The organism is Streptomyces sp. AM 2-1-1, from assembly GCF_029167645.1.
Taxonomy (GTDB): domain Bacteria; phylum Actinomycetota; class Actinomycetes; order Streptomycetales; family Streptomycetaceae; genus Streptomyces.
This window is the reverse complement of the sequence record NZ_CP119147.1, coordinates 6,045,104-6,067,756: the sequence shown is the minus strand read 5'-3', so window position 1 is coordinate 6,067,756 and position 22,653 is coordinate 6,045,104. Positions and strand designations below refer to the sequence as shown.

Sequence of the window (22,653 nt, the reverse complement as noted above, 5' to 3'; positions counted from 1 at the left end):
GGTCCGGACATGCGCAGTTCCCTGGTGGTCTTCTCCGTCCTGCTGGCCCTGACCGGTTCCGTCGCGGCGGGAGCGCCCCCGGATGCTCCCCGGCCGGCACCGGAGCGGCTGGCCGACACGGGCGGCGGCCGGCAGCTGATCATCGCCGAGGCCCCGGAAGCCGGGTCCACCACCGGCACGCTCACCTGGTGGGAGCGCCGGCGAGGGCGGTGGACGAGGGCGGGTTCCGCTCCCGCCCGGTTCGGGGCGGGCGGGCTGACCGAGGGGCGTACGAGGCGACAGGGCACCGGCACCACCCCGGCCGGCCTGTACGACCTCCCGTACGCCTTCGGTGTGCGGCCCGCGCCGGCCGGGACGGCGTACCCCTACCGCAGGGTGACGGACCGTTCGTGGTGGTGCCAGGACAACGGGGCCCGCGCCTACAACCGGTGGGCGGAGCCGCTGCCGTCCGACTGCGGGGCGGCCGAGGCCGAGCACTTGATCGATTACCGCACGCAGTACGCCCGGGCCCTGGTGATCGGCTTCAACTACGCGAAGCCGGTACGGGGCCGGGGCGCCGGCGTCTTCCTGCACGTCGACGGTGCCGGGGCGACGGCCGGCTGCGTCTCGGTGGCGGCCGGGGCGATGGACCGCCTCCTCGCCTGGGCCGATCCGGCCGCACGCCCGCACATCGCGATCGGCACGTCCGCCGGGGAGCTCGCGGTCACCCGCTACTGACACCGCCGACGCGGGCGGGGCCCGGTCCGGGTGATCCGGACCGGGCCCCGTCGGCGGGCGCGAGGGGGGAAGCGGCTCAGCGCTCGTTCTGGGCGAGCCGCAGGAGGTGGTCGGCGAGCCCCTGGCCGCCTGCCGGGTCACGGCTGATGAGCATGAGCGTGTCGTCCCCGGCGATGGTGCCGAGGACGTCGTGGAGCTCGGCCTGGTCGATGGCCGAGGCGAGGAACTGCGCGGCGCCCGGGGGCGTGCGCAGGACGACGAGGTTGGCCGAGGCCTCCGCGGAGATGAGCAGCTCCGAGGAGAGACGCCGCATCCGCTCCTCCTTGGCCGAACCGCCCAGCGGTGCCTGCGGGGTGCGGAAACCGCCCTCGCTCGGCACCGCGTAGATCAGCTCGCCGCCGGTGTTGCGGATCTTGACCGCGCCCAGCTCGTCGAGGTCGCGGGAGAGCGTCGCCTGGGTGACGCTCAGCCCGTCGTCGGCGAGCAGCTTGGCCAGTTGGCTCTGCGAGCGCACCGGCTGCCGGTTGAGGATGTCCACGATCCGGCGGTGGCGAGCCGTGCGGGTCTGCGGCACGGCAGGGCCGCCGTGGTCGGTGTCCTGCGCCTCGGTCATCGTCGTCGCCTCATTCTCCGGGTGGTCATGCCGCGGGCTCTCCGTCGCCGCCCGGGTTCACCGTGTCCAGCGCGTCCCGCAGGCCCGCCAGGAACGCGTCCACCTCCGCGTCGCCGATGATCAGTGGCGGCATGAGCCGTACGACATCCGGCGCGGGGGCGTTGACCAGGAGGCCCGCTGCCTGGGCGGCCTGCTGCACCTGCGGTGCGTGGGGGCCCGTGAGCACGATACCCAGCAGCAAGCCGGAGCCGCGGACGTGGGAGACGAGGGGGTGTCCGAGCGCCTCCACCTCCTCGCGGATCCGCTCGCCGAGCCGCTTGACGGTGTCGAGCGCCCCGTCCGCCGCCAGGGTGTCCAGCACGGCGAGGCCCGCGGCGCAGGCGACCGGGTTGCCGCCGAACGTGGTGCCGTGGTGCCCCGGCTTCATCAGGTCCGCCGCCGGGCCGAAGCCGACGGTGACACCGAGCGGCAGCCCGCCGCCGATGCCCTTGGCGAGGGTGACGATGTCGGGCTCGACGTCCTCGTGGGCCTGGTACTCGAACCAGGTGCCACAGCGGCCGATCCCGGTCTGGACCTCGTCGAGGACGAGGAGCGTGCCGGTGGCCCGGGTGATCTCCCGGGCGGCGGAGAGGTACCCCCTCGGGGGTACGACCACGCCGTTCTCGCCCTGTACGGGCTCGATGACGACGAGCGCGGTGTCCGTGGTGACGGCGGCGCGGAGCGCCTCCACGTCTCCGTAGGGCACGTGGGTGACCTCGGTGGGCAGCGGCAGGAACGGATCCCGCTTCTTGGGCTGGCCGGTGAGGGCGAGGGCGCCCATGGTCCGGCCGTGGAAGCCGCCGTGGGTGGCCACCATGCCGGTCCGGCCCGTGAGCCGGCCGATCTTGAAGGCGGCTTCGTTGGCCTCGGCGCCGGAGTTGGAGAAGTAGACCCGTCCGCTCCGGCCGAAGAGCTGGAGCAGCCGCTCGGCGAGCGCGACCGGGGGTTCGGAGATGAAGAGGTTGGAGACGTGCCCGAGAGAGGCGATCTGGGTGGAGACGGCCTCGACGATCGCGGGGTGGGCGTGGCCCAGCGCGTTCACCGCGATGCCGCCGACGAAGTCGAGGTACTCCTTGCCGTCGGCGTCCCAGACCCGGGCGCCCTCACCGCGGACGAGGGGGATCTGCGGAGTGCCGTAGTTGTCCATCAGCGCGTCGCTCCACCGCTGACCGAGTTCCGCGTTGGTCATGACGTTCCCTCCACGCCGCCCACGGCGGTCGTCTGCGCGTCGGGCACGACCATCGTGCCGACTCCTTCGTCCGTGAAGATCTCCAGCAGGATCGCGTGCTGGACCCGGCCGTCGATGACCCGGGCGGTCTCGACGCCGTTGCGGACCGCGTACAGGCAGCCCTCCATCTTGGGGACCATGCCGCTGGACAGCTCGGGCAGGAGCTTCTCCAGCTCGGTCGCGGTGATGCGGCTGATGACGTCGTCGCTGTGGGGCCAGTCCTCGTAGAGCCCTTCGACGTCGGTGAGGACCATCAGGGTCTCGGCGTTCAGCGCGGCGGCCAGGGCGGCGGCCGCGGTGTCGGCGTTGACGTTGTAGACGTGGTCGTCGTCGGCGGAGCGGGCGATGGAGGAGATGACCGGGATCCTGCCGTCGGCCAGCAGGGCCTCGATGGCGCCGGTGTCGATCTCGGTGATCTCGCCGACCCGGCCGATGTCGACGAGTTCGCCGTCGATGGTGGGACGGTGCTGGACGGCGGTCATGGTGCGGGCGTCCTCGCCGGTCATGCCGACGGCGAGCGGTCCGTGCTGGTTGAGCAGCCCGACGAGCTCGCGCTGGACCTGTCCGGCCAGGACCATCCGTACGACGTCCATCGCCTCGGGCGTGGTGACCCGCAGGCCGGCTTTGAACTCGCTGACCAGGCCCTGCTTGTCGAGCTGGGCGTTGATCTGCGGGCCGCCGCCGTGCACGACGACGGGCTTGAGGCCGGCCTGCCGCAGGAAGACGACGTCCTGGGCGAAGGCCGCCTTGAGGTCGTCGTCGATCATGGCGTTGCCGCCGAACTTGATGACGACGGTCCGGCCGTTGTGCCGGGTCAGCCAGGGCAGTGCTTCGATGAGGATCTGTGCCTTCGGCAGGGCGGTGTGCTTGCGCGCCGTGCTCTTCCCGGCATCCGCGGTCTTCGCCTCGCTCATGAGCTGTACGCGCTGTTCTCGTGGACGTACTCGGCGGTGAGGTCGTTCGCCCAGACGACGGCGGACTCCGTGCCGGCGGAGAGGTCGGCGGTGATCCGGACCTCCCGGTAGCGCATGTCGACGCGGTCGCGGTCCTCGCCGAAGCTGCCGTTCTTGCAGACCCAGACGTCGTTGATGGCGACGTTCAGCCGGTCGGGTTCGAAGGTGGCGCCGGTGGTGCCGATCGCGGAGAGGACGCGGCCCCAGTTGGGGTCCTCGCCGTGGAGGGCGCACTTGAGGAGGTTGTTGCGGGCGATGGAGCGGCCCACCTCGACGGCGTCGTCCTCGGTCGCGGCTCCCACGACCTCGATCCGGATGTCCTTGGAGGCGCCCTCGGCGTCGCCGATCAGCTGCCGGGCCAGGTCCGCGCAGACGGTCCGTACGGCCTCGGCGAACGCGTCCTGCTCCGGGGTGATCCCGCTGGCGCCGGAGGCGAGGAGGAGCACCGTGTCGTTGGTCGACATGCAGCCGTCCGAGTCGACCCGGTCGAAGGTGGTGCGGGTGGCGTCGCGCAGCGCGGCGTCCAACGCGGGCGCTTCGAGGTCGGCGTCGGTGGTGAGGACCACGAGCATGGTGGCGAGGCCCGGGGCGAGCATGCCCGCGCCCTTGGCCATGCCGCCGACGGTCCAGCCCTCGCCGCGGACCACGGCGGTCTTGTGGACGGTGTCGGTGGTCTTGATGGCGATGGCGGCGTCCGTGCCGCCGTCCTCACTGAGGGCCGCCGCGGCGGTGCCGATGCCGGCGAGGAGCTTCTCCATCGGGAGCAGCATGCCGATGAGCCCCGTGGAGGCGACGGCGATCTCGCCGGCGCTGTGGCCTTCGAGGACCTCGGCCGCCTTCTCGGCGGTGGCGTGCGTGTCCTGGAAGCCCTGGGGTCCCGTACAGGCGTTGGCGCCACCGGAGTTGAGGACGACGGCGGAGACCTCGCCGCCCTTGAGGACCTGCTGGGACCAGAGGACGGGTGCGGCCTTGACGCGGTTGGAGGTGAACACTCCCGCGGCGGCGCGGCGCGGCCCGAGGTTGACCACGAGGGCCAGGTCCGGGTTGCCGCTCTCCTTGATCCCGGCGGCGATGCCCGCCGCCGAGAATCCCTGTGCTGCCGTGACGCTCACTGCATCTCCTCGTTCGCTTCTCCGCCCGCGCGATGCGGCGCTGCGGTTTCCGTGGTGGTCCGGGGCCCGGCGTCCGTACGCGCGGCGGCCGGGGCGGGCCCGGCCGGACTCACGTCGTTCAGGGGGCCACGCCGATGGTGGTCAGACCGGTGTCCTCGGGCAGTCCGAGGGCGATGTTGGTGCTCTGCAGGGCGCCCCCGGCGGTGCCCTTGGCGAGGTTGTCGATGGCGCTGACCACGATGATCCGGTGGACCTCGGGGTCGTACGCCACCTGGATCTGGACGGCGTTGGAGCCGTACACGGAGGCGGTGGCCGGCCACTGGCCCTCGGGGAGGAGGTCGACGAACGGCTCGTCCGCGTACGCCTTCTCGTAGGCGGCGCGGAGCGCCTCCCCGTCCACGCCCGGCTTCGCCTTGGCGCTGCAGGTGGCGAGGATGCCGCGCGGCATGGGCGCCAGGGTGGGGGTGAAGGAGACGGTGACCCGGTCGCCGGCGACGGCGCTGAGGTTCTGGGTGATCTCCGGCGTGTGCCGGTGGCCGCCGCCGACACCGTACGGGGTCATGTTCCCCATCACCTCGGAGCCGAGGAGGTGCGGCTTGGCGGCCTTGCCGGCGCCGGAGGTGCCCGACGCGGCCACGATGACGGCCTCGGGCTCGGCGAGTGCGGCGGCGTACGCGGGGAAGAGCGCGAGCGAGACGGCGGTCGGGTAGCAGCCGGGGACCGCGATCCGCCGGGTTCCGGTGAGCGCGGCGCGGGCGCCGGGCAGTTCGGGCAGCCCGTAGGGCCACGTACCGGCGTGCGGTGATCCGTAGAAACGCTCCCAGTCCGCCGCGTCCCGCAGCCGGAAGTCGGCCCCCATGTCGACGACCAGGACCTCCTCGCCGAGCTGTTCGGCGACGGCGGCGGACTGCCCGTGCGGCAGGGCGAGGAAGACCACGTCGTGTCCGGCGAGCACCTCGGCGGTGGTGGGCTCCAGCACCCGGTCGGCGAGGGGACGCAGGTGCGGCTGGAGCGCGCCGAGCTTCTGACCTGCGTTGGAGTGGCCGGTCAGCGCGCCGATCTCGATCTCGGGGTGGGCCAGCAGCAGGCGCAGCAGCTCACCGCCGGCGTATCCGCTCGCCCCTGCCACCGCTGCACGTACCACCATCGGAATCCTCCTCATCGATGGCATGACTATACGCAGTGATGCACTTTTATGCAAAGGTGTGCGCGGAAGGCCGGCAGCGGGACGACGGGTGAACACCGGACCCGGGCAGCGCCCCGGCGCGGTCCGCCCGCAGCCGCGCCCGGCCGCCCCTCGGCGGTGGCTGTAGACGGTTCCGTCCGGTGCGCCGATCGGGGGAAGCCCGGCGGCGCGGGACGTGTCGCCCGGCGGATCCCGTACCGCACTCGCACGCTGGACGGCCGGTGGCCGGTGGCCGTTCACGAACAGGAGTGACACGCATGGACTCATCACGCGGTATCAGCAGACGTGCGGTACTGGCGGCAGCTCCCGCCCTGGCCACGGGCGTCCTGCGGGCCCCCGGCGCTTCCGCGGCGGCGCTGCCGTTGGGCCGGCCTCCCCTCATCGGGTCGGCCGACGGTGTGCTGTCCACCACCTTGCGGGTCGCGTTCACCCGAGGACTGCTCCCGGGGGTCGGGGAGGTCGATCTCCGGCTCTACAACGGGTACGTCAACGGGCCGACGCTGCGGGTGCGTCCGGGCGACGTACTCGACCTCGAGCACGTCAACGACCTGCCGCCCAATCCCGATCAGACCTCGCACGGGGACCACAACGTCCCGCACACCTTCAACACGTTCAACTTCCACACCCATGGGCTGCACGTGTCTCCGGCCGGTGAGGCGGACAACGTCTTCCGGGAGTTCACCCCCTACGATCCGGCCAACGGGCTGACCGTCACGCGCTACCGCAGCCGGATCGAGATCCCCGCCGACCACCAGGGCGGCACGTTCTGGTACCACTCGCACGTGCACGGAGCGTCCGCCGTCCACCTCTCCGGCGGCCTGCTCGGGGCCCTCGTCGTGGAAGGCGCGATCGACAGGGTTCCGCAGATCGCGGCGGCGAGCGACATCGTGATGTGCGTCGCGGAACTCAAGCTCAAGGACGGGCGGGTACCGGAACTGCGCGCCGAGAACGACCTCGCCGCGGTCGGGTCGACGTTCGTGGTGAACGGCGTGTACCGGCCGGTGATCCGGCTGCGTGTGGGCGAGGTGCAGCGCTGGCGCCTGATCAACGCGTCGGCCTTCACCTTCCTGCCGATCCGGGTGGAGGGGCACGCGCTGCACCAGATCGCCATGGACGGCATCGCCCTCACCCGGACCGTCGAGCGCGACCGGGTCACCCTGTCGATGGGCAACCGCGCCGACGTCATGATCAAGGCGCAGAGCCCGGGCGACTACCGCGTCATGGCGGGAGAGGTCCTGCTGGCGACCGTCACGGTGGTGGACGGTACCGGCGCGGAGATGGAGCTCCCCACCGATCTGCCGGGGCCCGCCCCGTACCTCGATCCGCTGGCGGTGACCCGGCGTCGCTCCCTGACCTTCCACAGCGACCAGAACGTCTTTCCCGGGCAGCCCTTCCCCCACGCCTTCCGCATCACCGGCGACGGGGCGACGCCGGCGGCCCGTGACGCCGCCGATCCGGCGGACCCGGCCTACGGCCGGTTCGATCCGACGTACGTCAACCACACCCTCCGGCTGGGCGAGACGGAGGAGTGGACCCTCCGCAACGACTCGACGGGCCACTCCAACCACCCGTTCCACCTGCACACCAACCACTTCCTGGTGACCGCCGTCGACGGCCGTCCCCTGGCCACACCGGTCTGGCAGGACACCGTCGGCATCAACCGGGGCGGCTCGGTGACCATCCGGGTCCGCTTCGACGACTTCACCGGCCGCGCGCTCGTCCACTGCCATCAACTGCAGCACGAGGACCGGGGGATGATGCAGCTCGTCGAGTACGTCGACTGACCCGCCCGGGCGGCGACGGGGCTCGGCGGCGGCGCCCGGCGGGTCGGGGCCGGCGCAGGTCGGGTGTCCGCACGCCGGGGCGCCGGGGAGGTCGGTCCAGGGGACCGGACCGGGTGCACCGCGTCACCGGGCCCGGGCAGGGGTTCAGGCGGCCGCCCTCTCGCCGTGGTCGCGGCGGCGCAGCGCGGGCCGCTGGACAGCGGGCGGATCGTAGGCCATGTCGAGCCGCCCGACGTCGGTGCCGGGCGGCACGAGGGCGTCGATCCGGTCGAGGATCTCGTCGCTCAGGCTGACGTCGGCACCGGCGAGCAGGTCGTCCAGGTGGTCCATGGTGCGCGGTCCGATGATCGCGGAGGTGACACCGGGGTGGGCGATCGCGAAGGCCGTGGCCAGGTGGGTGAGGGGCATCCCGGCCTGCTCGGCGAGGGGGACGAGCCGTTCGACGACGTCGAGACGGTGTTCGTCCTTGAGGTGCTGGAAGCCGAAGCCGGCGCGGTGCGCGGTGGGCTCCTGGCCCTTGCGGTAGCGCCCGGTGAGCAGGCCGCCGGCGAGCGGGCTCCAGACCAGCGCGCCCATTCCGTAGCGCTCGCAGACCGGCAGCACCTCGCGTTCGATGCTCCGGTTGAGGATCGAGTACGTCGGCTGCTCGGTGCGGAAGCGGGCCAGGCCACGCCGTTCCGCCGTCCACTGCGCCTCGACGATGTCCGACGCCGGGAAGGCGGACGAGCCGATGGCCCGGATCTTGCCGGCGCGGAGGAGATCGGTGAGGGCCGAGAGGGTCTCCTCGATGTCGGTGTCCGGCGCGGGGCGGTGGATCTGGAACAGGTCGACGTGGTCGGTCCCCAGCCGGCGCAGCGAGTCCTCCAGGGCACGGACCAGCCAACGGCGTGAGTTGCCCCGCTGGTTGGGGTCCTCGCCCATCGGGAGGTGCGCCTTGGTGGCCAGGACGACGTGGTCGCGACGGCCCTTGAGGGCCTTGCCGACGATCTCCTCCGACTCACCGCGCGCGTAGGCGTCGGCGGTGTCCACGAAGTTGATGCCCGCGTCCAGCGCCTTGTGGATGATGCGGACGGAGTCGCCGTGGTCGGGGTTGCCCAGGGCGCCGAACATCATGGTGCCCAGGCAGTAGGGGCTGACCTTGATGCCGGTCCGGCCCAGCGTGCGGTATCGCATGGCTCTCCTTCGTGCGCTCGGCGGGTCCCGCTAGAATCGGAAAGCGGAACACCGTTCAGCGACGACAATACGGAACACTGTTCCGCTTTGCAAGGAGGCAGCTGCCCCATGACCGATCGCCCCGTCGGAGAGCCGGCCGCCCGCCGGGTGCGGCCCGATGCCCAGCGCAGCCTGGACGCCCTGCTGACCGCCGCCTCGGAGGTCTTCGTGACGGACGGCGTGGACGCCCCGGTACGCCGGATCACCGCCAGGGCGGGGGTGGGCGCGGGCACCCTCTACCGCCACTTCCCGCAGCGTTCCGACCTCATCACCGCGGTCTTCCGCCGCGAGGTCGACGCCTGCGCCGAGGCCGCCCCCGGCATCTCGGAGCGGTACGAGCCGGTCGAGGCCCTCGGGCGGTGGCTGGGGCGCTTCACGCAGTTCATCGCGGCCAAGCGCGGCCTGAAAGCCGCCCTGCACTCCGGCGATCCGGCGTACGAGAACCTGCCCGCCTACTTCGAGCAGCGCTTCGTCCCGGTCCTGACCGAGCTGCTGGACGCCGCCGCCGCGTCCGGCGCGATCCGCTCCGACGTCGTCCCCTACGACCTCCTGCGCGCCGTCGGCGACCTCGTCGCACCGGACGACCCGGAGTACACCGTGCGCATGACCGCGTTGCTCGTCGACGGGCTCCGCTGGGGCGCCGGTTCGGGCCCCTCGGCGGGGTGACGGAAGCGACGGACGCGGGCACGGCCGTGCCCGGGTGCACGGTCCCGGCGACGGTCCTCTCGACGCCCGGTGACGGGTAACGGGCGCGGGTCCCCGCCCCCCGAACGGCCGCGCCCGGTAATCCGGTTGAGAGCGGACCCGGCGTCGGCGATCATCGCCGGATGTTCTCGCGCAGGAATCGCCGTCCGAAGTCCGCCGAACTCCTGAGGGCGTGGGAGAGCCTCGATGCCGGGGACATACCCGGCGCCCTGCGGCAGGTGAGGCAGGGCGGGGAGGATCTGCCGGCGGCCGAGGTGGCGCTCGTGGTCGGGCGCGCCGCCGAGGCGGCGGGCTTCGACGATCTCCGCGAGGCAGCGGCGGCGCTGGCGGCCGACCCCGGGAAGGCGCAGGCCCTGTTCCGGTTCGGGTACGCCTGCATCGAGCGCGGCCTGAACCAGACGGCGATTCCCCCGCTGCGGGAGGCGCTGCGCCTGAGTCCGGGCTCGCTCGTCGTGGTGCGCGAGCTGGTCGCGGCGTACGAGCACGAGGGCCGTCACCGCGAGGCCGTCGGCGTGCTGAGCGGGTACGAGAAGAGCTTCGCCGACTGGCCCGACCGCTATCTCCTGGTCCACAACGCGCTCATGTCCGGCGACCTCGACCTGGCGAGACGCCAGCACGCGCTGCTGCCGGATCCGCGGGACCCGATGTGGCTGCCGGCCCGGGCCCGGCAGAACATGATGCTGGAACGGGCCGCGAACGCCGCCGGCGCGACCCCGCTGGACGGCACCGATCTGCGCGGCTGGCAGTTCGTGATCGGCGGGACGCTGCTCGCCACCCTCTCCCCGTACGGCTTCAGCGCCGGGATGAGCGGCCGTTACGCCTTCCTCCAGGACTCCTACGAGCAGTGCCTCCTGGGACTTCGGCGGCTGAAGTCCGCACTGGCCGCTGCCGAGGTGACGCCGCGTTCGGTGTCGCTGCTGCCCGGTCGCGGCAGCCACGTCCTCGGGCTCGCGGCCGCCGAGGTACTGGGAGTACCGTCCCGGCCCTTCGCGCCCGGCGAGCCGGACACCGTGGTGATCGCGTACGACCTCGACGAGGTGGCGGGAGAGGCCGGTGGCCCGGAGATCCTCGGGGATCTCGTGGAGCGCACGCCCGGCCAAGTGCTCCACGAGCACGCGAGCTGCTGGACCGACGCCCCCGGGGTCACGGCGGACAGCGTCACCCTCCTCCACCAGTCCGTGGTGGCACCCTGGGCCGGACAACTGCGTGCGGGCGCCGACGGGCAGGTGGAGCGCGGGCCGTCCGACGACCGCCCGGCGGAACGGATCGCTGCCGAGGTCGTGGCGGCCGCCCCCGCGGTGGACCCGGGCGACGGTGACGGACCCGCCGATCCGGACGAGGTCCTCGAAGCCTTCGCCGCGAGCGTCCGGGACACCTGGCTGCGGGGCGACCGTCGCCGGCTCGGTTCGTCGGGACCGGTACGCAGCTCACGGTTCGCCTGAGAAAGTGTTGGGTAACTGGTTGATTACTCGTGGTCGAGGTCGTCGGTGAGGCGTCGGGCCGCTTCGGTTTCGATGGGGCCGTGGGGTTCGATGGTTTCGCCGGCGAGGCGGGCGGCCATGAGCCGGATCATCGCAACCTTGATCATGGCTTCGGCGTGCGCCGTCTTGCGCTCGTAGTCGCGGGCCAACCGTCTGCACCGTCCCAGCCAGGAGAATGTTCGTTCCACCACCCACCTGCGGGGCAGCACCTGGAAGCCTTTCACGTCCGCGTTGCGTGGTACTGCGACGATCTCGACGTTCTCGTTGTCCGCCGCCCAGCGGATCAGTCCGGAATCGACGCGATTGACGTAGCCGCCGTCGACCCAGACCAGGCCGACCCGCGGAAACAGCTCCCGGATGCCGGTGAGGACCAGTTTCGCTCCGGCCCGGTCCTGGACCGAAGCGGAGTGCACCACGGCGCGCAGTACGAGCCCGCAGGTGTCCACCAGTAGATGGCGCTTGCGCCCGCGCACCCGTTTTCCCGCGTCGTAACCGATGCTCTCGCCACCCTGATGGGACTTCGCCGACTGCGAGTCCAGCACCGCGGCCGACGGCTCCGGATCACGACCCTCGGCCACCCGGATGCGGTCCCTCAACGCGTCATGGACCCGGTCCCAGGTCCCGTCGGCCGCCCATGACCTGAACCACCGGTAGGCGACGTCCCACGGGGCAAGATCATGCGGAACCAGCCGCCAGGCACACCCGGTGCCCAGCACGTACAGCACCGTGTCCAGGACCAGCCGACGCGAGAACTTCAGCGGACGGCCACCGCGCCGCAGGTCACGCACGGGCAGAAGCGGCTCGATCACCGCCCACTGAGCATCCGTCAACGACGTCTCGTAGCAAGGCTTACAGGAGCAGACGCACATGTAGATGATCTTCGCTGGCGCCCGACCCGCGAAGATCACCACCGTCGGCCACAGAACGCAAGCGATCAGTTACCCAACACTTTCTGAGAGCGCGGCGCCGGGGCCGGACCCGTCGGAACGCCGGTCGGTAGCCGGCGCACGGGCCGGCCGGCGACCGGGAACGCCCCTCCCCCGGGACCGCCGACCGGCCGCCCCGGCCTTCCGGGACCAGCGGGGTCGTCCCGGCCCCGGCGCACCCCGTCAGGCGAAGGTGTTGCAGTCGGCGACCTTGCCGGACCGGTAGCCGGTGGTGAACCACTTCTGGCGCTGCGCCGCGGAGCCGTGCGTCCAGGTGTCCGGCGTGACCTTCCCCTGGTACTTCTCCTGGATGCGGTCGTCGCCGACGGCGGCGGCCGCGTCCAGCCCGTTGTTGATGTCCGACTCCGTGAGTTCGGTGATCAGGGGCTTGCCGCTCTTCGGGTCGGGGGTGGTGGTCGCATGGTGGGCCCAGACTCCGGCGAAGCAGTCCGCCTGGAGTTCCAGTTTCACGGAGCCGCTGTTCTGCCCCTGGCCGCTGCCGCGGTTGATGGTGCCGCTGAGGTCCTGCATGTGGTGCCCGTACTCGTGCGCGACGACGTACGCCTCGGCGAAGGGGCCTCCCTCGGCGCCGAACTTGCTGGTGAGCTCGTCGAAGAAGCCCAGGTCGAGGTAGACCTTGTCGTCGGCGGAGCAGTAGAAGGGGCCCACCTCGGAGGTCGCGTCGCCGCAGCCGGTGCTCACACTGTCGGTGAACAACCAGGTCGGTGCCTGTGTGTAGGACTTCCCGGCGTCCTGTTCGGTCTGCTTCCAGAACGCCTGGACGCTGTCGACGACGGCCACGATCCGGCAGTCGTCCTTGGTGTTGGCGTCGGCGCCCGTCCGGCAGTCCGCTGCCAGATCACCGGCCCCGGTTCCACTGGATGCGCCCGCGCCGGTGGAGGGGTCCGAGTTGAGCATGTCCGGGTTCACTCCGAACACCACCGAGGCGATCAGCACCAGCAGACCGACCACCCCACCCCCCACGGTCTTCCCGCCCCCGGGGATGCCGCCCAGTGCCCCGCCCCGGTTGTCCTGGACCTCGGAGGTGTCCAGGGCAGCGTCGTCGTCGAACTTCATCAGACTCTCCCTCACAGCGCGCCGGTCCGCCCTGCGTCGCTCGGCTCGCGTACCCCGGGGAAGCCGCTCCACCCGCCCTCGCGGCGAAGCGTGACCGGAGGTTGTCCGGTTCCGGGCCGAATCAGGGCCGAATCAGGGCCGCAGACGTTCCGGAAAGCGCCCCGGACCGGTCTCTCACGCCACCGCTCAGGTGCCGGGGAAGGACGGCGCGGTGAACGGAGTGCGGCTGGGGCGGCCGGTCCTCCTCGGTGAACCGGCACTCACCCCGGGTCCGGAACCGGTCGGCCCGGAACCGGTCGGCGGGGAACCGGTCAGCGCGGCTCGTCCGTGTCGAAGCTCGCGAAGTAGGCGGCGGCCATGTCCTCATGGCCGTGGCCCTGGGCGGCGGCGCGCGCGAAGCGTGCGGCGCTCGCGGCGGCGCCGTCGAGGCGGACGCCGTACCGCCGGCCGGCCTCGACGATCAGGCGGGCGTCCTTCTCGGCGGTGGTGACCGCGAAACTGGCCGGTTCGAGCCCGCCGTCGAGGATGAGACCCGCCTTGGCGCGCAGGTACCCCATGTCGAGCGGCCCGCCCGCGATGGCGGCGAGGAAGTCCCGCGGGTCCACCCCGAGCGCCTTGGAGAGCGCGAGGGCCTCTCCGGTGGCGGTGGTGGCGGCGATGACCCAGCTGTTGGCGACGAGCTTGAGGCGGGTGGCGCCCCCGGCGGCCCCGTCCTCGCCGGTCCAGACGGTACGCGCGCCGACCGCGTCCAGGACCGGGGCGACGGCCGCCCGGCCCCCGACCGGACCCGCCGCGAGGACCAGGAGCTGCCCCGCCTCGGCGGGCTGCCGGGTGCCGAGCACCGGGGCGTCGAAGAAGACCAGCCCGTGTTCGTCCGCGAAGGCGGCGAGCGTCCCGAGGGCGTCCACGCCCACGGTCGTCGACTGCACCCAGGCGGCGCCGGGCCGGAGCGCCGGGGCGGCCTGCCGCATGACCTCCGCCACCGCCGCACCGTCGTACAGCATCGTCAGCACCACGTCGGCGCCGTCCACCGCCTCGGCGGGGGTGTCGCAGATCCGCGCGCCGTCCTCGGCCAGCGGCTCGGCCTTGTCCCGGCTGCGGTTCCAGGCCCGTACCGCGTGCCCGGCACGGGCGAGGTTGCGGGCCATGGCCGCGCCCATGATCCCGGTGCCCAGAACGCTGACGGTGAGTGTGTCGGTCATGGTGGTCATCGGCTCTCTGTCGGGAGGGTGGAACGTCTGCGGGAGCGCGTACTGCGGGAGCGGCGCCCCCACCCGCACGGTACGGCGATCTGCCGGGTTCGGGCCCTCGACCGACTCCGCCCGGCCGCGACGGGATACGTCGCGGCCGGGCGGGGGGTGCTGTGCTGTGCTGTGCTGTGGGGCAGGGTCAGGAACCGGCCTTCTCGGAGCGCGCCGCACGCTCGGCGTTCCGCTCCTTGATGCGGAGGGTCTCCTTGCGGACGTCGGCCTGGGTGGCGCGCTCGGCGCTCAGCCACTCCGGCATCTCGTTCTTGAGTGCGTCGATCTGCTCGGTGGTGAGCGGCTCGGTGACCCCGCCGCGCGCGAGGCCGGCGATGGAGACGCCCAGCTTGGCGGCGACGACCGGGCGGGGGTGCGGGCCGTTGCGGCGCAGTTCTTCCAGCCAGGCCGGCGGTTCGGCCTGCAGCGCGTTGAACTCGCTGCGCGAGACCACACCCTCCTGGAACTCGGCGGGGGTGGCTTCGAGGTACACACCCAGCTTCTTCGCCGCGGTGGCGGGCTTCATCGTCTGGGGTGTCTGGTGCGAGGTCATGTCTCAAGAGTAGCGAGCGTGTGCGAGGCCGCCGACCACCCCGGTGGCGGGCGGGTGCGGCAGGGCGTCCCGCGACGAGCCGCCGGGCGCCCCGGCGGGCGGGGCGGGGCCGGTAACCTGGCGGGGTGACTGGCTCCGACGCATCCCCCTCGTTCCGCCTCGCCTACGTTCCGGGCGTAACACCTTCCAAGTGGGTGCGCATCTGGAAAGAGCGCTTCCCCCGTATCCCGCTGGACCTGGTCTCCGTACCCTCCGCGGACGCCCAGGCGCTGCTGGTGGACGGGGGCGCCGACGCGGGTTTCGTGCGGATGCCGGCCGGCCGGGAGGAGCTCAGCGCGATCCCGCTGTACACCGAGACCAGCGTGGTGGTGATCCCCAGGGACCACCTGCTCGCCGCCGCGGAGGAGGTGTCCACCGGGGACCTCGCGGAGGACATCGTGCTGCATCCGCTCGACGACACCCTCGGCTGGGAGAGCCTGCCGGGGCTGCCCGCGTTCGAGCGGCCCGCGACGACGGAGGACGCCGTGGCGCTCGTCGCGGCGGGGATCGGTCTGCTGGTCGTGCCTCAGTCGCTCGCCCGGCTCCACGCCCGCAAGGACCTCACCTACCGGCCGGTGACGGACGCGCCCGAGTCGCGTCTCGCGCTCGCGTGGCCGGAGGAGAAGACGACCGAGAGGGTCGAGGACTTCATCGGTATCGTCCGGGGCCGCACCGTGAACAGCTCGCGCGGGCGTGCCGCCACTCCCCCGCAGCCGAAGCAGGAGAAGCGGCCGGCCTCCGGGGGTCAGCGCCGTGGCGCCACCGCGGGCAAGCCGTCATCCCGCAACCCGCGGGGCGGGTCGGGAGGCGCCAAGGGGGCGAAGAGCACCGGCGGGGCCAAGGGAGCCAAGCGCGGAAAGCCGCGCGGCCGGTAGCCGACGGGCTTCGGCCGGACGGTGGGCCGGGATCAGGCGGACAGGCCGCGGGACGGGTGCTGAGGCGGGCGGGGCCGGGCCGCGGGGCAGGCGGGGCGGGCCGCGGGGCAGGCCGGGGGCGGCGGTGCAGGTCGCCGCCGGAGGGCTCCGGGGTGGTACGCCGAATCGTTCCGCCGACCGTCCGGCCGCCTCCGCGGCCCCCTCGTGCCCATCCCGCTCCCGTCCGGGCGGGCCGCGCCGGAACGCGCGGGGGACCCCCTCTGCGCGAGGTCCGGCCCGAGAAGTGTCAGGATGGTTCTATGACCATCAAGACTTACTTCGACATCACCATCAACGACGAGCCCGCCGGGCGGATCACGTTCAACCTGTTCGACGACGTCGTGCCGAAGACCGTGGAGAACTTCCGCGCGCTCTCCACCGGCGAGCAGGGCTTCGGCTACGCCGGGTCCTCCTTCCACCGCGTCATCCCGGAGTTCATGCTCCAGGGCGGCGACTTCACCCGTGGCGACGGCACGGGCGGCAAGAGCATCTACGGCGAGAAGTTCGCCGACGAGAACTTCACGCTCAAGCACACCAAGCCGGGCCTGCTCTCGATGGCCAACGCCGGCAAGAACACCAACGGCTCGCAGTTCTTCATCACCACCGTCCTGACCCCGTGGCTCGACGGCAAGCACGTCGTCTTCGGTGAGGTCGCGGACGAGGAGAGCATGAAGCTCGTCAAGAAGATCGAGGCCCTCGGCTCCGGCAACGGCCGCACCTCGAAGAAGATCACCATCTCGGCGAGCGGCGTCCTCTAAGGATTCCGACTGCCCCCGGCCGCGCGGACGCGGACGGGGAGAAGCGCGGCCCGGCGGAACCTCGCCGGGCCGCGCTTCGGTGTTTCCGGGGTCGGTGAGCCCGGACGGCCGGTGGGCGCCCGACCCGCGCGGCCTCAGAGCGACGCGTAGACGGATTCGACCAGGGCCATCTTGCGCGGGTCGTCGGCGAGTCCCGCGCCCATCCGGTTCATGACGTATCCGAGGGCCACTCCCGACTCCGGGTCGGCGAGGCCGCAGGAGCCGCCCGCCCCGTCGTGGCCGACGGCGCGCGGGTTGGGGCCGTAGGAGGCGTTGGGGCCGCTCAACCAGACGCCGAGGGCGATCTCCGTCTCGTGGGCGAACCCCGCCCCCAGCACCAGGTCGCGGCAGCTCCCCTGGCCCTCGCGCACCCGCTCGGCCGCCTCCTCGGAGAGGACGCGGCGGCCGAACAGCGTGCCGCGCCCGGCGAGGATCCCGTAGAGGGCGGCGACGGCGCGGGCGGTGGCGTGGCCGTTGGCCGCCGGTATCTCCGCCGCCCGCCAGGCGGCGCTGTTGGCGGCGCCGGCTCCCGTACCGGGGTTGGCGAGGGAGGCGACGGCCACCGGGGGCAGGCTCCCGAAGAGTGCGGCCTGCTCGCGTGTGGCCCTCGTGGTGACGAGTTCGGCGCACCGGTCCGTCTCCGCCTCCGGCAGCCCCACCGAGAAGTCGATGCCGAGGGGGACGGTGACCTCGCGCCGGAGGAACTCGCCGGGCAGTTCGCCACTGACCCGCCGGACGACCTCGCCGACGAGGAACCCGTACGTCAGCGCGTGGTAGCCGGAGCGGGTGCCGGGTTCCCACCACGGCTCGGTCGCGGCCAGCCGGGAGGTGGTGAGTTCCCAGTCGTACAGGTCCGCGAGCGAGTGCGGCTCCCGCAGCCCGGCGAGACCGGCGCGGTGCGAGAGGAGATCGCGTACCCGGACCGCTTCCTTGCCCGCCTCGGCGAACTCGGGCCAATACGTGGCCACCGGGGCGTCGAGGTCCAGCAGGCCCCGGTCGGCGAGGATGTGGGCGCAGAGGGCGGTGGGCCCCTTGCTCGTCGACCAGACGTTGACGAGGGTGTCGCGCTCCCACGGGCGGGTCCGCGCGCCGTCGGCCCATCCGCCCCAGAGGTCGACGACCGGCGCTCCGTCCACCAGGACGGTGACGGCCGCCCCCAACTCGTCCCGTACGGCGAAGTTCTCCTCGAACGCCGCGCGCACGCGGGCGAACCGTTCGTCGCAGCGGCCGTGGATCCGCACCACGGGGCCTCCTTCTTCTGGGTGGGTCCCGGTGCCCGGGCCCGGACTTCCCGCAACATACCGACTGGTCGGACGTACGGGAAGCGGGCAGGGTGGTTCGATACGGGAAACCCGGCCCGGCAGATCGGCACGACAGGCGGAACAGCACGACGCGACACGACGGCACGGCACACGCAGGGCGGGCCGGAAGAATCCGGAGAGAAAGGTGGGACGGGGATGTCGAGATCCCGTGACCGGCTCCGTCCCCGAAGTGAGAGCGGCCACGAGGGGTCGCACCGGCGAGGAGAGACATCATGGCCAAGTACCTGTTGCTGAAGCACTACCGCGGCGCTCCGGCCCCGGTCAACGACGTGTCGATGGACCAGTGGACGCCCCAGGAGATCTCGGCGCACATGGGGTACATGAACGACTTCGCGGCCCGGTTGGAGAAGACCGGCGAGTTCGTCGACGGCCAGGCACTCGCCCCCGAGGGGTCATGGGTCAGGTACGACGGGGAGGGGCGCCCGCCGGTCACCGACGGCCCGTTCGCCGAGACCAAGGACCTGATCGCCGGCTGGATGATCATCGACGTCGACACCCCCGAGCGTGCGGTCGAGCTCGCCGGGGAACTGTCGGCCGCCCCGGGGGCGGGTGGGAAGCCGATCCACGAGTGGCTGGAGGTACGCCCGTTCCTCAGCGCGCCGCCCACCATCACGGAGTGACCCGTTCCCTGGACGAGGCCCTGCTCCGTCGCCTCACCCCGAGCGTGCTCGCCGTACTCGTCCGCCGCGGAGCCGGCTTCGCGGCGGCCGAGGACGCCGTACAGGACGCGTTGGTCGAGGCGGTCCGGGTCTGGCCGGCCGATCCGCCCCGGGACCCGAAGGGCTGGCTGGTCACCGTGGCCTGGCGCCGGTTCCTCGACGCGGCGCGGGCGGACGCCGCCCGCCGCCGGCGCGAGGACCGCGTCGACGAGGAGCCGGCGCCCGGGCCCGCGCCGGCGGCCGACGACACCCTCCACCTCTACTTCCTCTGCGCCCACCCGTCGCTGACCCCGTCGTCCGCGGTCGCGCTCACCCTGCGCGCCGTCGGCGGGCTGACCACCCGCCAGATCGCGCGGGCCTACCTGGTGCCCGAGGCGACCATGGCGCAGCGCATCAGCCGGGCCAAGCGCACGGTCTCCGGCGTGCGGTTCGACCGGCCCGGTGATGTCTCGACCGTGCTGCGTGTCCTCTATCTGGTCTTCAACGAGGGGTACTCCGGCGACGTCGACCTCGCCGCCGAGGCCATCCGGCTCACCCGGCGGCTCGCGGCGCAGGTCCATCACCCCGAGGCGGCGGGGCTGCTCGCCCTGATGCTGCTCCACCACGCCCGGCGGGCCGCCCGGACCGCCGCCGACGGCAGCCTGGTGCCGCTCGCCGAGCAGGACCGCGACCGGTGGGACACCGGGGCCATCGCCGAGGGCGTAGCGATCCTCCAGGCGGCGCTCGCCCTCGACCGGCTGGGCGAGTACCAGGCCCAGGCCGCCGTGGCGGCCCTGCACGCCGACGCGCGCTCCGCCGACGAGACCGACTGGCGGCAGATCGTCGAGTGGTACGACGAACTCACCCGCCTGACGGACAACCCCGTCGTACGGCTCAACCGGGCGGTGGCCGTGGGCGAGGCCGACGGGCCGCGGGCGGGCCTGGCGGCGCTCGCGGTGCTGGACGCCTCGCTGCCCCGCCACACCGCGGTGGCGGCGTACCTCCACGAGCGCGACGGGGATCTCGTGACGGCGGCGCGGCTCTACGCCGAGGCGGCCCGCAAGGCGCCCGACCTCGCCGAACGCGACCACCTGACCCGCCGGGCCGCCCGCCTGAACACCCTTCTGGCCGCCCGTCGGCTCCCCTGACGCGCGCTCCCCGAGGGGCGCGGCCTCCGCGGACTCCCCGGGTGGCGGCAGGTCACTCGGCCGGCCGGGTCGAAGCCGCACGGCGCCGTCGGGTCAGAGCCCCACGGCGCCGTCGGGTCAGAGCCCCACGGCGCCGTCGATGCCCTGGCGCAGCAGGTCGGCGTGGCCGTTGTGCCGCGCGTACTCCTCGACCATGTGGAGCAGGACCCAGCGGAGCGAGATCCTCCCCTGCCACGGGTCGATGGCCCAGACGTCGAGGTCCGGGGCTTCGGCGACGAACCGCTCCGCGAAGTCGACCTCCTCCTGCCAGGCCCGCCAGGCCGCGGCCGTCCGGGCGGCGCCGGGGGCGGCGTGGTCGAACGCACCGTCCGGCTCGGCGTCCGTGGCGAAGGGTGCCGGTCCGTCCTGGCCGGCCAGCCGCTGCCGGAACCACCGGTGTTCCACGTCGGCCAGGTGCCGTACGAGTCCCAGCAGCGACAAGCCGGAGAAGTCCACGGACCTCAGGGCCATGGCCTCGGGGTCGAGCCCGGAGCACTTCAGGACCAGGGTCTCCCGCTGGCGGCGCAGGGACGCGACGAGCATGGTCCTCTCGTCGCTCCGCGTCGGAATCTCGACGCGGGGGTCGCTGTCGGGGTCGGTGAACATCTCTGCGAACCGTTGCATGTCGGGAATTGTGGTCCACGTCCGCCCCCGGCCGCACCGACTTTCACCCTTCCGGTGCGTGCTCGGTACGTCGCCGGGACAAAGATCCCCGGCGGGTCGGCGCGCGTCGACGGGCGGAGGCCCGGCGCGGAGCGGCGCTCATCGCACCGGGGGTTCCAGGGAGAGGATCCAGCGGCCCGGCAGGCCGACGACGGTGACTGCGGAGAGGGGTCGCACGTCGATGTTCCAGTACGCCGAGGGCGGGGCCTTCAGCGCGTAGACGAGGAGCGCGCGGACCACCGCGGGTTCGGCCACCGCCACGAGGGAACCGCCGTCGACGGGGCGGGTGTCGAGCCAGTGCCCGATGCGCGCGATGAAGCCGAGCAGCGGCTCGCCGCCGTGCGGCGCGGAGCGGGGATCGGCGAGCCACGCGTCGACGGCGGCGGGCTCCCGGGCCGCGACCTCCGCGAGGGTCATCCCCCGCCAGCGCCCCATGTCGCAGTCCCGCAGGTCGGGTTGGACCATGGGCGCGTAGCCGAGGGCGTCGCCCGTGGCGCGGCTGCGGGGCGTCGGCGCGCAGTAGCGGAGGTCGGCGGCGCCGAGCGGGGCCAGTGCGTGCGCGACGAGTCGCACCTCGTGCCAGCCGGCGTGGTCGAGCGGACGGTCGTCGTCGAAACGCTCGGCGAGCAGGGACGAGCTTCGCGCTGCCGCCACGAGAGAAACCCGAACACTCATGGCCGCGATCGTGAGGCCGCCGACCGCATGGGTCAAGAGGGCTCGCAGCAAAGGGAGTTGACGTCCGTCAGCTCCGGATCAGGGCCATCCAGTGGCCCGGTTCCTCCAGGGGCAGGAAGCCGACCTTCCCGTACACCCCGTGGGCGTCGGAGGTCGCGAGCAGAATCCTGCGGACGCCGGTGAGGGCGAGGTGGTCGCGGACCGCCTCGGCGAGCCGCACTCCGAGGCCGTGCCCGCGGGCCGCCGGCTCGATGTAGACGTCACAGAGCCAGGCGAAGGTGACCTGGTCGGTCACCACGCGTGCGTATCCGACCTGGGTTCCGGAACTCCGCTCGTACACACCGAAGTTGAGCGAGGCGGCGATGGCCTCGTCCTGCGTGGCCCTACTGCGCCCGAGAGCCCAGTAGGCGTCGGTGGAGAGCCAGTGGTGGATACGGGCCGGGTCGAGGCGGGCCGGATCCGTCGATATGTCGTACTCCTGCGCGATCAGGTCGGTCATGACCGCAGAGTATCGGCGTCCTGGCCGCGGAGTCCTGGAGCCCACCGCACTTCTCACCGGCGCGCGATCGTGCTGCCGGTGACGACGGGAGGACGGGAGATCCGGGAGGACGGGAGGGAAGGGCGCGCCGATCCGGGGGGTGGGCGCGCGTGCGCGTCAGGGTGCCTCCGGGCGGGGGGTGCCCGCCGGACTGCGGTGTGTCCCGTCGTCGGCGGCCTCGGGGAGGGAGAGGGCGGCGAGGAGCCGCAGCTTCTCGTCGCTGTCGCTGTCCTTGTCGGGGTAGTACACGACGAGGATGACGTCCTCGATGGCGAGTTTGTCCCGGTGCAGCTGGAGAGCGCCGACGACGGGGTGGCGGACCGTGGTCGTGCCTCCGTCGAGACTGCGGACGTCGTGGCGCGCCCACAGCGCGCGGAACCGCTCGCTGGCGAGCGCGAGTTCTCCGACGAGTTCGATGAACCCCGGATCGTCGGTGTCGTCCCCGACGGTGGTACGGAGAGCGGCGACGAAGTCGGCGGTGGCTTTCTCCCAGTCCTGGTGGAAGGCCTTCTCCTCCGGATCGAGGAGGAGCGAGCGGAGCCGGTTGTGGCCGGGCCGCAGGCGGGGCGAGAGGGCGACGGCCAGAGGGTTGGAAGCAAGGACGTCGAACGCGCGCCCTTCGACGAACGCCGGGATCGACAGGTGGGCGAGGAGCTCGTGCACCCGGGCTGGGACGTGCTCGGGCCGCTTGCGGCGCGGCGCCCTGGGGCGCGCCGCCGAGAGGCCGAGCAGATAGGTCCGCTCGACGTCGTCGAGCCGCAGGACGCGCGCGAGCGAGGCGAGGACCTGCGGCGAGGGGTTGGTGTCGCGGCCCCGTTCCAGACGCAGGTAGTAATCGGGACTGATGCCCGCGAGCAGGGCGACTTCCTCACGGCGCAGGCCCGGCACGCGTCGGTTGCCGCCGGGCGGAAGCCCTGCCTGCGCCGGGGAGACCAGCTCACGCCGGGCCCGGAGGTAGCTGCCGAGGCGGTTGCCGGGTTCCTGATCCTTCATACCGCCACCGTAATCCGGTGGCCGGGGGACAGCGGGGGCCCTGTCAGGACCAGGGAGAAC

The 22,653-nt window shown here is 72.7% G+C and carries 23 protein-coding genes; 8 read left to right on the top strand and 15 right to left on the bottom strand.

All coding sequences use genetic code 11. The annotated features are described in order from the left end of the window. The first annotated feature begins 9 nt into the window (after positions 1-9). Positions 10-717, top strand: coding sequence for a L,D-transpeptidase family protein (locus tag PZB77_RS26460; protein WP_275495134.1), 708 nt, complete (start codon positions 10-12; stop codon positions 715-717). A 76-nt stretch (positions 718-793) separates the two neighbouring features. Here the strand turns inward: PZB77_RS26460 and PZB77_RS26455 are convergent, their stop codons facing one another. The 5 genes from PZB77_RS26455 to argC form a co-directional block, all read right to left on the bottom strand. Beyond that, a complete protein-coding gene (locus PZB77_RS26455) occupies positions 794-1,330 on the bottom strand; it encodes an arginine repressor (protein WP_275495133.1) in 537 nt (178 codons plus the stop codon). Positions 1,331-1,355: 25 nt separating this feature from the next. Continuing rightward, the gene (locus tag PZB77_RS26450) at positions 1,356-2,558 is read right to left on the bottom strand and encodes an acetylornithine transaminase (protein WP_275495132.1); all 1,203 of its coding nucleotides are present in this window, start codon (positions 2,556-2,558) and stop codon (positions 1,356-1,358) included. Then, entirely contained in the window at positions 2,555-3,511 is a 957-nt protein-coding gene (gene argB, locus PZB77_RS26445) for an acetylglutamate kinase (protein ID WP_275495131.1), read from the bottom strand. The genes PZB77_RS26450 and argB overlap by 4 nt, the downstream gene beginning before the upstream one ends. After that, positions 3,508-4,662 (bottom strand): bifunctional glutamate N-acetyltransferase/amino-acid acetyltransferase ArgJ, encoded by a 1,155-nt coding sequence (argJ, locus tag PZB77_RS26440; protein WP_275495130.1) that lies wholly within the window; start codon positions 4,660-4,662, stop codon positions 3,508-3,510. Before argJ ends, argB begins: the two co-directional genes overlap by 4 nt. A 118-nt stretch (positions 4,663-4,780) precedes the next feature. Next, positions 4,781-5,809 (bottom strand): N-acetyl-gamma-glutamyl-phosphate reductase, encoded by a 1,029-nt coding sequence (argC, locus tag PZB77_RS26435; protein WP_275495129.1) that lies wholly within the window; start codon positions 5,807-5,809, stop codon positions 4,781-4,783. Between the two features lie 296 nt (positions 5,810-6,105). On the opposite strand from argC, the gene PZB77_RS26430 reads away from it, so the two are divergent. Next, the gene (locus tag PZB77_RS26430) at positions 6,106-7,632 is read left to right on the top strand and encodes a multicopper oxidase domain-containing protein (RefSeq protein ID WP_275495128.1); all 1,527 of its coding nucleotides are present in this window, start codon (positions 6,106-6,108) and stop codon (positions 7,630-7,632) included. 144 nt (positions 7,633-7,776) lie between these two features. On the opposite strand, the gene PZB77_RS26425 is transcribed toward PZB77_RS26430, so the two are convergent. Beyond that, positions 7,777-8,805, bottom strand: a complete 1,029-nt coding sequence (locus PZB77_RS26425) for an aldo/keto reductase (protein WP_275495127.1) — start codon at positions 8,803-8,805, stop codon at positions 7,777-7,779. Positions 8,806-8,913: 108 nt separating this feature from the next. On the opposite strand from PZB77_RS26425, the gene PZB77_RS26420 reads away from it, so the two are divergent. Continuing rightward, positions 8,914-9,510 carry a TetR/AcrR family transcriptional regulator gene (locus tag PZB77_RS26420; protein WP_275495126.1) on the top strand — a complete coding sequence of 199 codons (597 nt, stop codon included), beginning with the start codon at positions 8,914-8,916 and terminating at the stop codon, positions 9,508-9,510. Positions 9,511-9,671: 161 nt separating this feature from the next. Continuing rightward, on the top strand, positions 9,672-10,991 hold the full coding sequence (locus PZB77_RS26415; RefSeq protein WP_275495125.1) for a hypothetical protein: 1,320 nt from the start codon (positions 9,672-9,674) through the stop codon (positions 10,989-10,991). Between the two features lie 23 nt (positions 10,992-11,014). Here the strand turns inward: PZB77_RS26415 and PZB77_RS26410 are convergent, their stop codons facing one another. From PZB77_RS26410 to PZB77_RS26395, 4 genes are all read right to left on the bottom strand, one after another. Next, a complete protein-coding gene (locus tag PZB77_RS26410) occupies positions 11,015-11,899 on the bottom strand; it encodes an IS5 family transposase (RefSeq protein WP_275492889.1) in 885 nt (294 codons plus the stop codon). Positions 11,900-12,139: 240 nt separating this feature from the next. Then, the gene (locus PZB77_RS26405) at positions 12,140-13,033 is read right to left on the bottom strand and encodes a neutral zinc metallopeptidase (RefSeq protein WP_275495124.1); all 894 of its coding nucleotides are present in this window, start codon (positions 13,031-13,033) and stop codon (positions 12,140-12,142) included. Positions 13,034-13,344: 311 nt separating this feature from the next. Next, positions 13,345-14,235 (bottom strand): NAD(P)-dependent oxidoreductase, encoded by an 891-nt coding sequence (locus PZB77_RS26400; RefSeq protein WP_275496228.1) that lies wholly within the window; start codon positions 14,233-14,235, stop codon positions 13,345-13,347. Positions 14,236-14,422: 187 nt separating this feature from the next. Continuing rightward, on the bottom strand, positions 14,423-14,827 hold the full coding sequence (locus tag PZB77_RS26395) for a DUF5997 family protein (protein ID WP_275495123.1): 405 nt from the start codon (positions 14,825-14,827) through the stop codon (positions 14,423-14,425). Positions 14,828-14,952: 125 nt separating this feature from the next. On the opposite strand from PZB77_RS26395, the gene PZB77_RS26390 reads away from it, so the two are divergent. Together PZB77_RS26390 and PZB77_RS26385 are read left to right on the top strand one after the other, a co-directional pair. Beyond that, a complete protein-coding gene (locus tag PZB77_RS26390; RefSeq protein WP_275495122.1) occupies positions 14,953-15,741 on the top strand; it encodes a LysR family substrate-binding domain-containing protein in 789 nt (262 codons plus the stop codon). A 299-nt stretch (positions 15,742-16,040) separates the two neighbouring features. Continuing rightward, complete coding sequence (locus tag PZB77_RS26385; RefSeq protein ID WP_275495121.1) at positions 16,041-16,538, top strand: peptidylprolyl isomerase; 498 nt, start codon at positions 16,041-16,043, stop codon at positions 16,536-16,538. Positions 16,539-16,672: 134 nt separating this feature from the next. Here the strand turns inward: PZB77_RS26385 and PZB77_RS26380 are convergent, their stop codons facing one another. Next, positions 16,673-17,821: a serine hydrolase domain-containing protein gene (locus PZB77_RS26380; protein ID WP_275495120.1), complete on the bottom strand. Its 1,149-nt coding sequence runs from the start codon at positions 17,819-17,821 to the stop codon at positions 16,673-16,675. 290 nt (positions 17,822-18,111) lie between these two features. Here PZB77_RS26380 and PZB77_RS26375 point away from each other — a divergent pair, with 290 nt between their 5' ends. Then, a complete protein-coding gene (locus PZB77_RS26375; protein WP_275495119.1) occupies positions 18,112-18,519 on the top strand; it encodes a YciI family protein in 408 nt (135 codons plus the stop codon). Between the two features lie 8 nt (positions 18,520-18,527). Further along, positions 18,528-19,685, top strand: coding sequence for a DUF6596 domain-containing protein (locus PZB77_RS26370; RefSeq protein ID WP_275496227.1), 1,158 nt, complete (start codon positions 18,528-18,530; stop codon positions 19,683-19,685). 117 nt (positions 19,686-19,802) lie between these two features. On the opposite strand, the gene PZB77_RS26365 is transcribed toward PZB77_RS26370, so the two are convergent. The 4 genes from PZB77_RS26365 to PZB77_RS26350 form a co-directional block, all read right to left on the bottom strand. Then, positions 19,803-20,348 (bottom strand): DinB family protein, encoded by a 546-nt coding sequence (locus PZB77_RS26365; RefSeq protein ID WP_275495118.1) that lies wholly within the window; start codon positions 20,346-20,348, stop codon positions 19,803-19,805. A 138-nt stretch (positions 20,349-20,486) separates the two neighbouring features. Then, complete coding sequence (locus PZB77_RS26360; protein WP_275495117.1) at positions 20,487-21,062, bottom strand: histidine phosphatase family protein; 576 nt, start codon at positions 21,060-21,062, stop codon at positions 20,487-20,489. A gap of 67 nt (positions 21,063-21,129) precedes the next feature. Then, entirely contained in the window at positions 21,130-21,561 is a 432-nt protein-coding gene (locus tag PZB77_RS26355) for a GNAT family N-acetyltransferase (protein WP_275495116.1), read from the bottom strand. Between the two features lie 156 nt (positions 21,562-21,717). Then, positions 21,718-22,593, bottom strand: coding sequence for a helix-turn-helix transcriptional regulator (locus tag PZB77_RS26350; RefSeq protein WP_275495115.1), 876 nt, complete (start codon positions 22,591-22,593; stop codon positions 21,718-21,720). Positions 22,594-22,653 lie beyond the last annotated feature (60 nt).

What these genes read in the sequence shown, in the direction of transcription:
- PZB77_RS26410 (WP_275492889.1), bottom strand. Translation starts at nt 11,899, where the DNA reads ATGTGCGTCTGCTCCTGTAAGCCTTGCTACGAGACGTCGTTGACGGAT.
- PZB77_RS26375 (WP_275495119.1), top strand. Translation starts at nt 18,112, where the DNA reads ATGGCCAAGTACCTGTTGCTGAAGCACTACCGCGGCGCTCCGGCCCCG.
- PZB77_RS26365 (WP_275495118.1), bottom strand. Translation starts at nt 20,348, where the DNA reads ATGCAACGGTTCGCAGAGATGTTCACCGACCCCGACAGCGACCCCCGC.
- PZB77_RS26460 (WP_275495134.1), top strand. Translation starts at nt 10, where the DNA reads ATGCGCAGTTCCCTGGTGGTCTTCTCCGTCCTGCTGGCCCTGACCGGT.
- argC (WP_275495129.1), bottom strand. Translation starts at nt 5,809, where the DNA reads ATGGTGGTACGTGCAGCGGTGGCAGGGGCGAGCGGATACGCCGGCGGT.
- PZB77_RS26420 (WP_275495126.1), top strand. Translation starts at nt 8,914, where the DNA reads ATGACCGATCGCCCCGTCGGAGAGCCGGCCGCCCGCCGGGTGCGGCCC.
- PZB77_RS26425 (WP_275495127.1), bottom strand. Translation starts at nt 8,805, where the DNA reads ATGCGATACCGCACGCTGGGCCGGACCGGCATCAAGGTCAGCCCCTAC.
- argB (WP_275495131.1), bottom strand. Translation starts at nt 3,511, where the DNA reads ATGAGCGAGGCGAAGACCGCGGATGCCGGGAAGAGCACGGCGCGCAAG.
- PZB77_RS26360 (WP_275495117.1), bottom strand. Translation starts at nt 21,062, where the DNA reads ATGAGTGTTCGGGTTTCTCTCGTGGCGGCAGCGCGAAGCTCGTCCCTG.
- PZB77_RS26400 (WP_275496228.1), bottom strand. Translation starts at nt 14,235, where the DNA reads ATGACCGACACACTCACCGTCAGCGTTCTGGGCACCGGGATCATGGGC.
- PZB77_RS26450 (WP_275495132.1), bottom strand. Translation starts at nt 2,558, where the DNA reads ATGACCAACGCGGAACTCGGTCAGCGGTGGAGCGACGCGCTGATGGAC.
- PZB77_RS26350 (WP_275495115.1), bottom strand. Translation starts at nt 22,593, where the DNA reads ATGAAGGATCAGGAACCCGGCAACCGCCTCGGCAGCTACCTCCGGGCC.
- PZB77_RS26355 (WP_275495116.1), bottom strand. Translation starts at nt 21,561, where the DNA reads ATGACCGACCTGATCGCGCAGGAGTACGACATATCGACGGATCCGGCC.
- PZB77_RS26455 (WP_275495133.1), bottom strand. Translation starts at nt 1,330, where the DNA reads ATGACCGAGGCGCAGGACACCGACCACGGCGGCCCTGCCGTGCCGCAG.
- PZB77_RS26395 (WP_275495123.1), bottom strand. Translation starts at nt 14,827, where the DNA reads ATGACCTCGCACCAGACACCCCAGACGATGAAGCCCGCCACCGCGGCG.
- PZB77_RS26430 (WP_275495128.1), top strand. Translation starts at nt 6,106, where the DNA reads ATGGACTCATCACGCGGTATCAGCAGACGTGCGGTACTGGCGGCAGCT.
- PZB77_RS26385 (WP_275495121.1), top strand. Translation starts at nt 16,041, where the DNA reads ATGACCATCAAGACTTACTTCGACATCACCATCAACGACGAGCCCGCC.
- PZB77_RS26415 (WP_275495125.1), top strand. Translation starts at nt 9,672, where the DNA reads ATGTTCTCGCGCAGGAATCGCCGTCCGAAGTCCGCCGAACTCCTGAGG.
- PZB77_RS26405 (WP_275495124.1), bottom strand. Translation starts at nt 13,033, where the DNA reads ATGAAGTTCGACGACGACGCTGCCCTGGACACCTCCGAGGTCCAGGAC.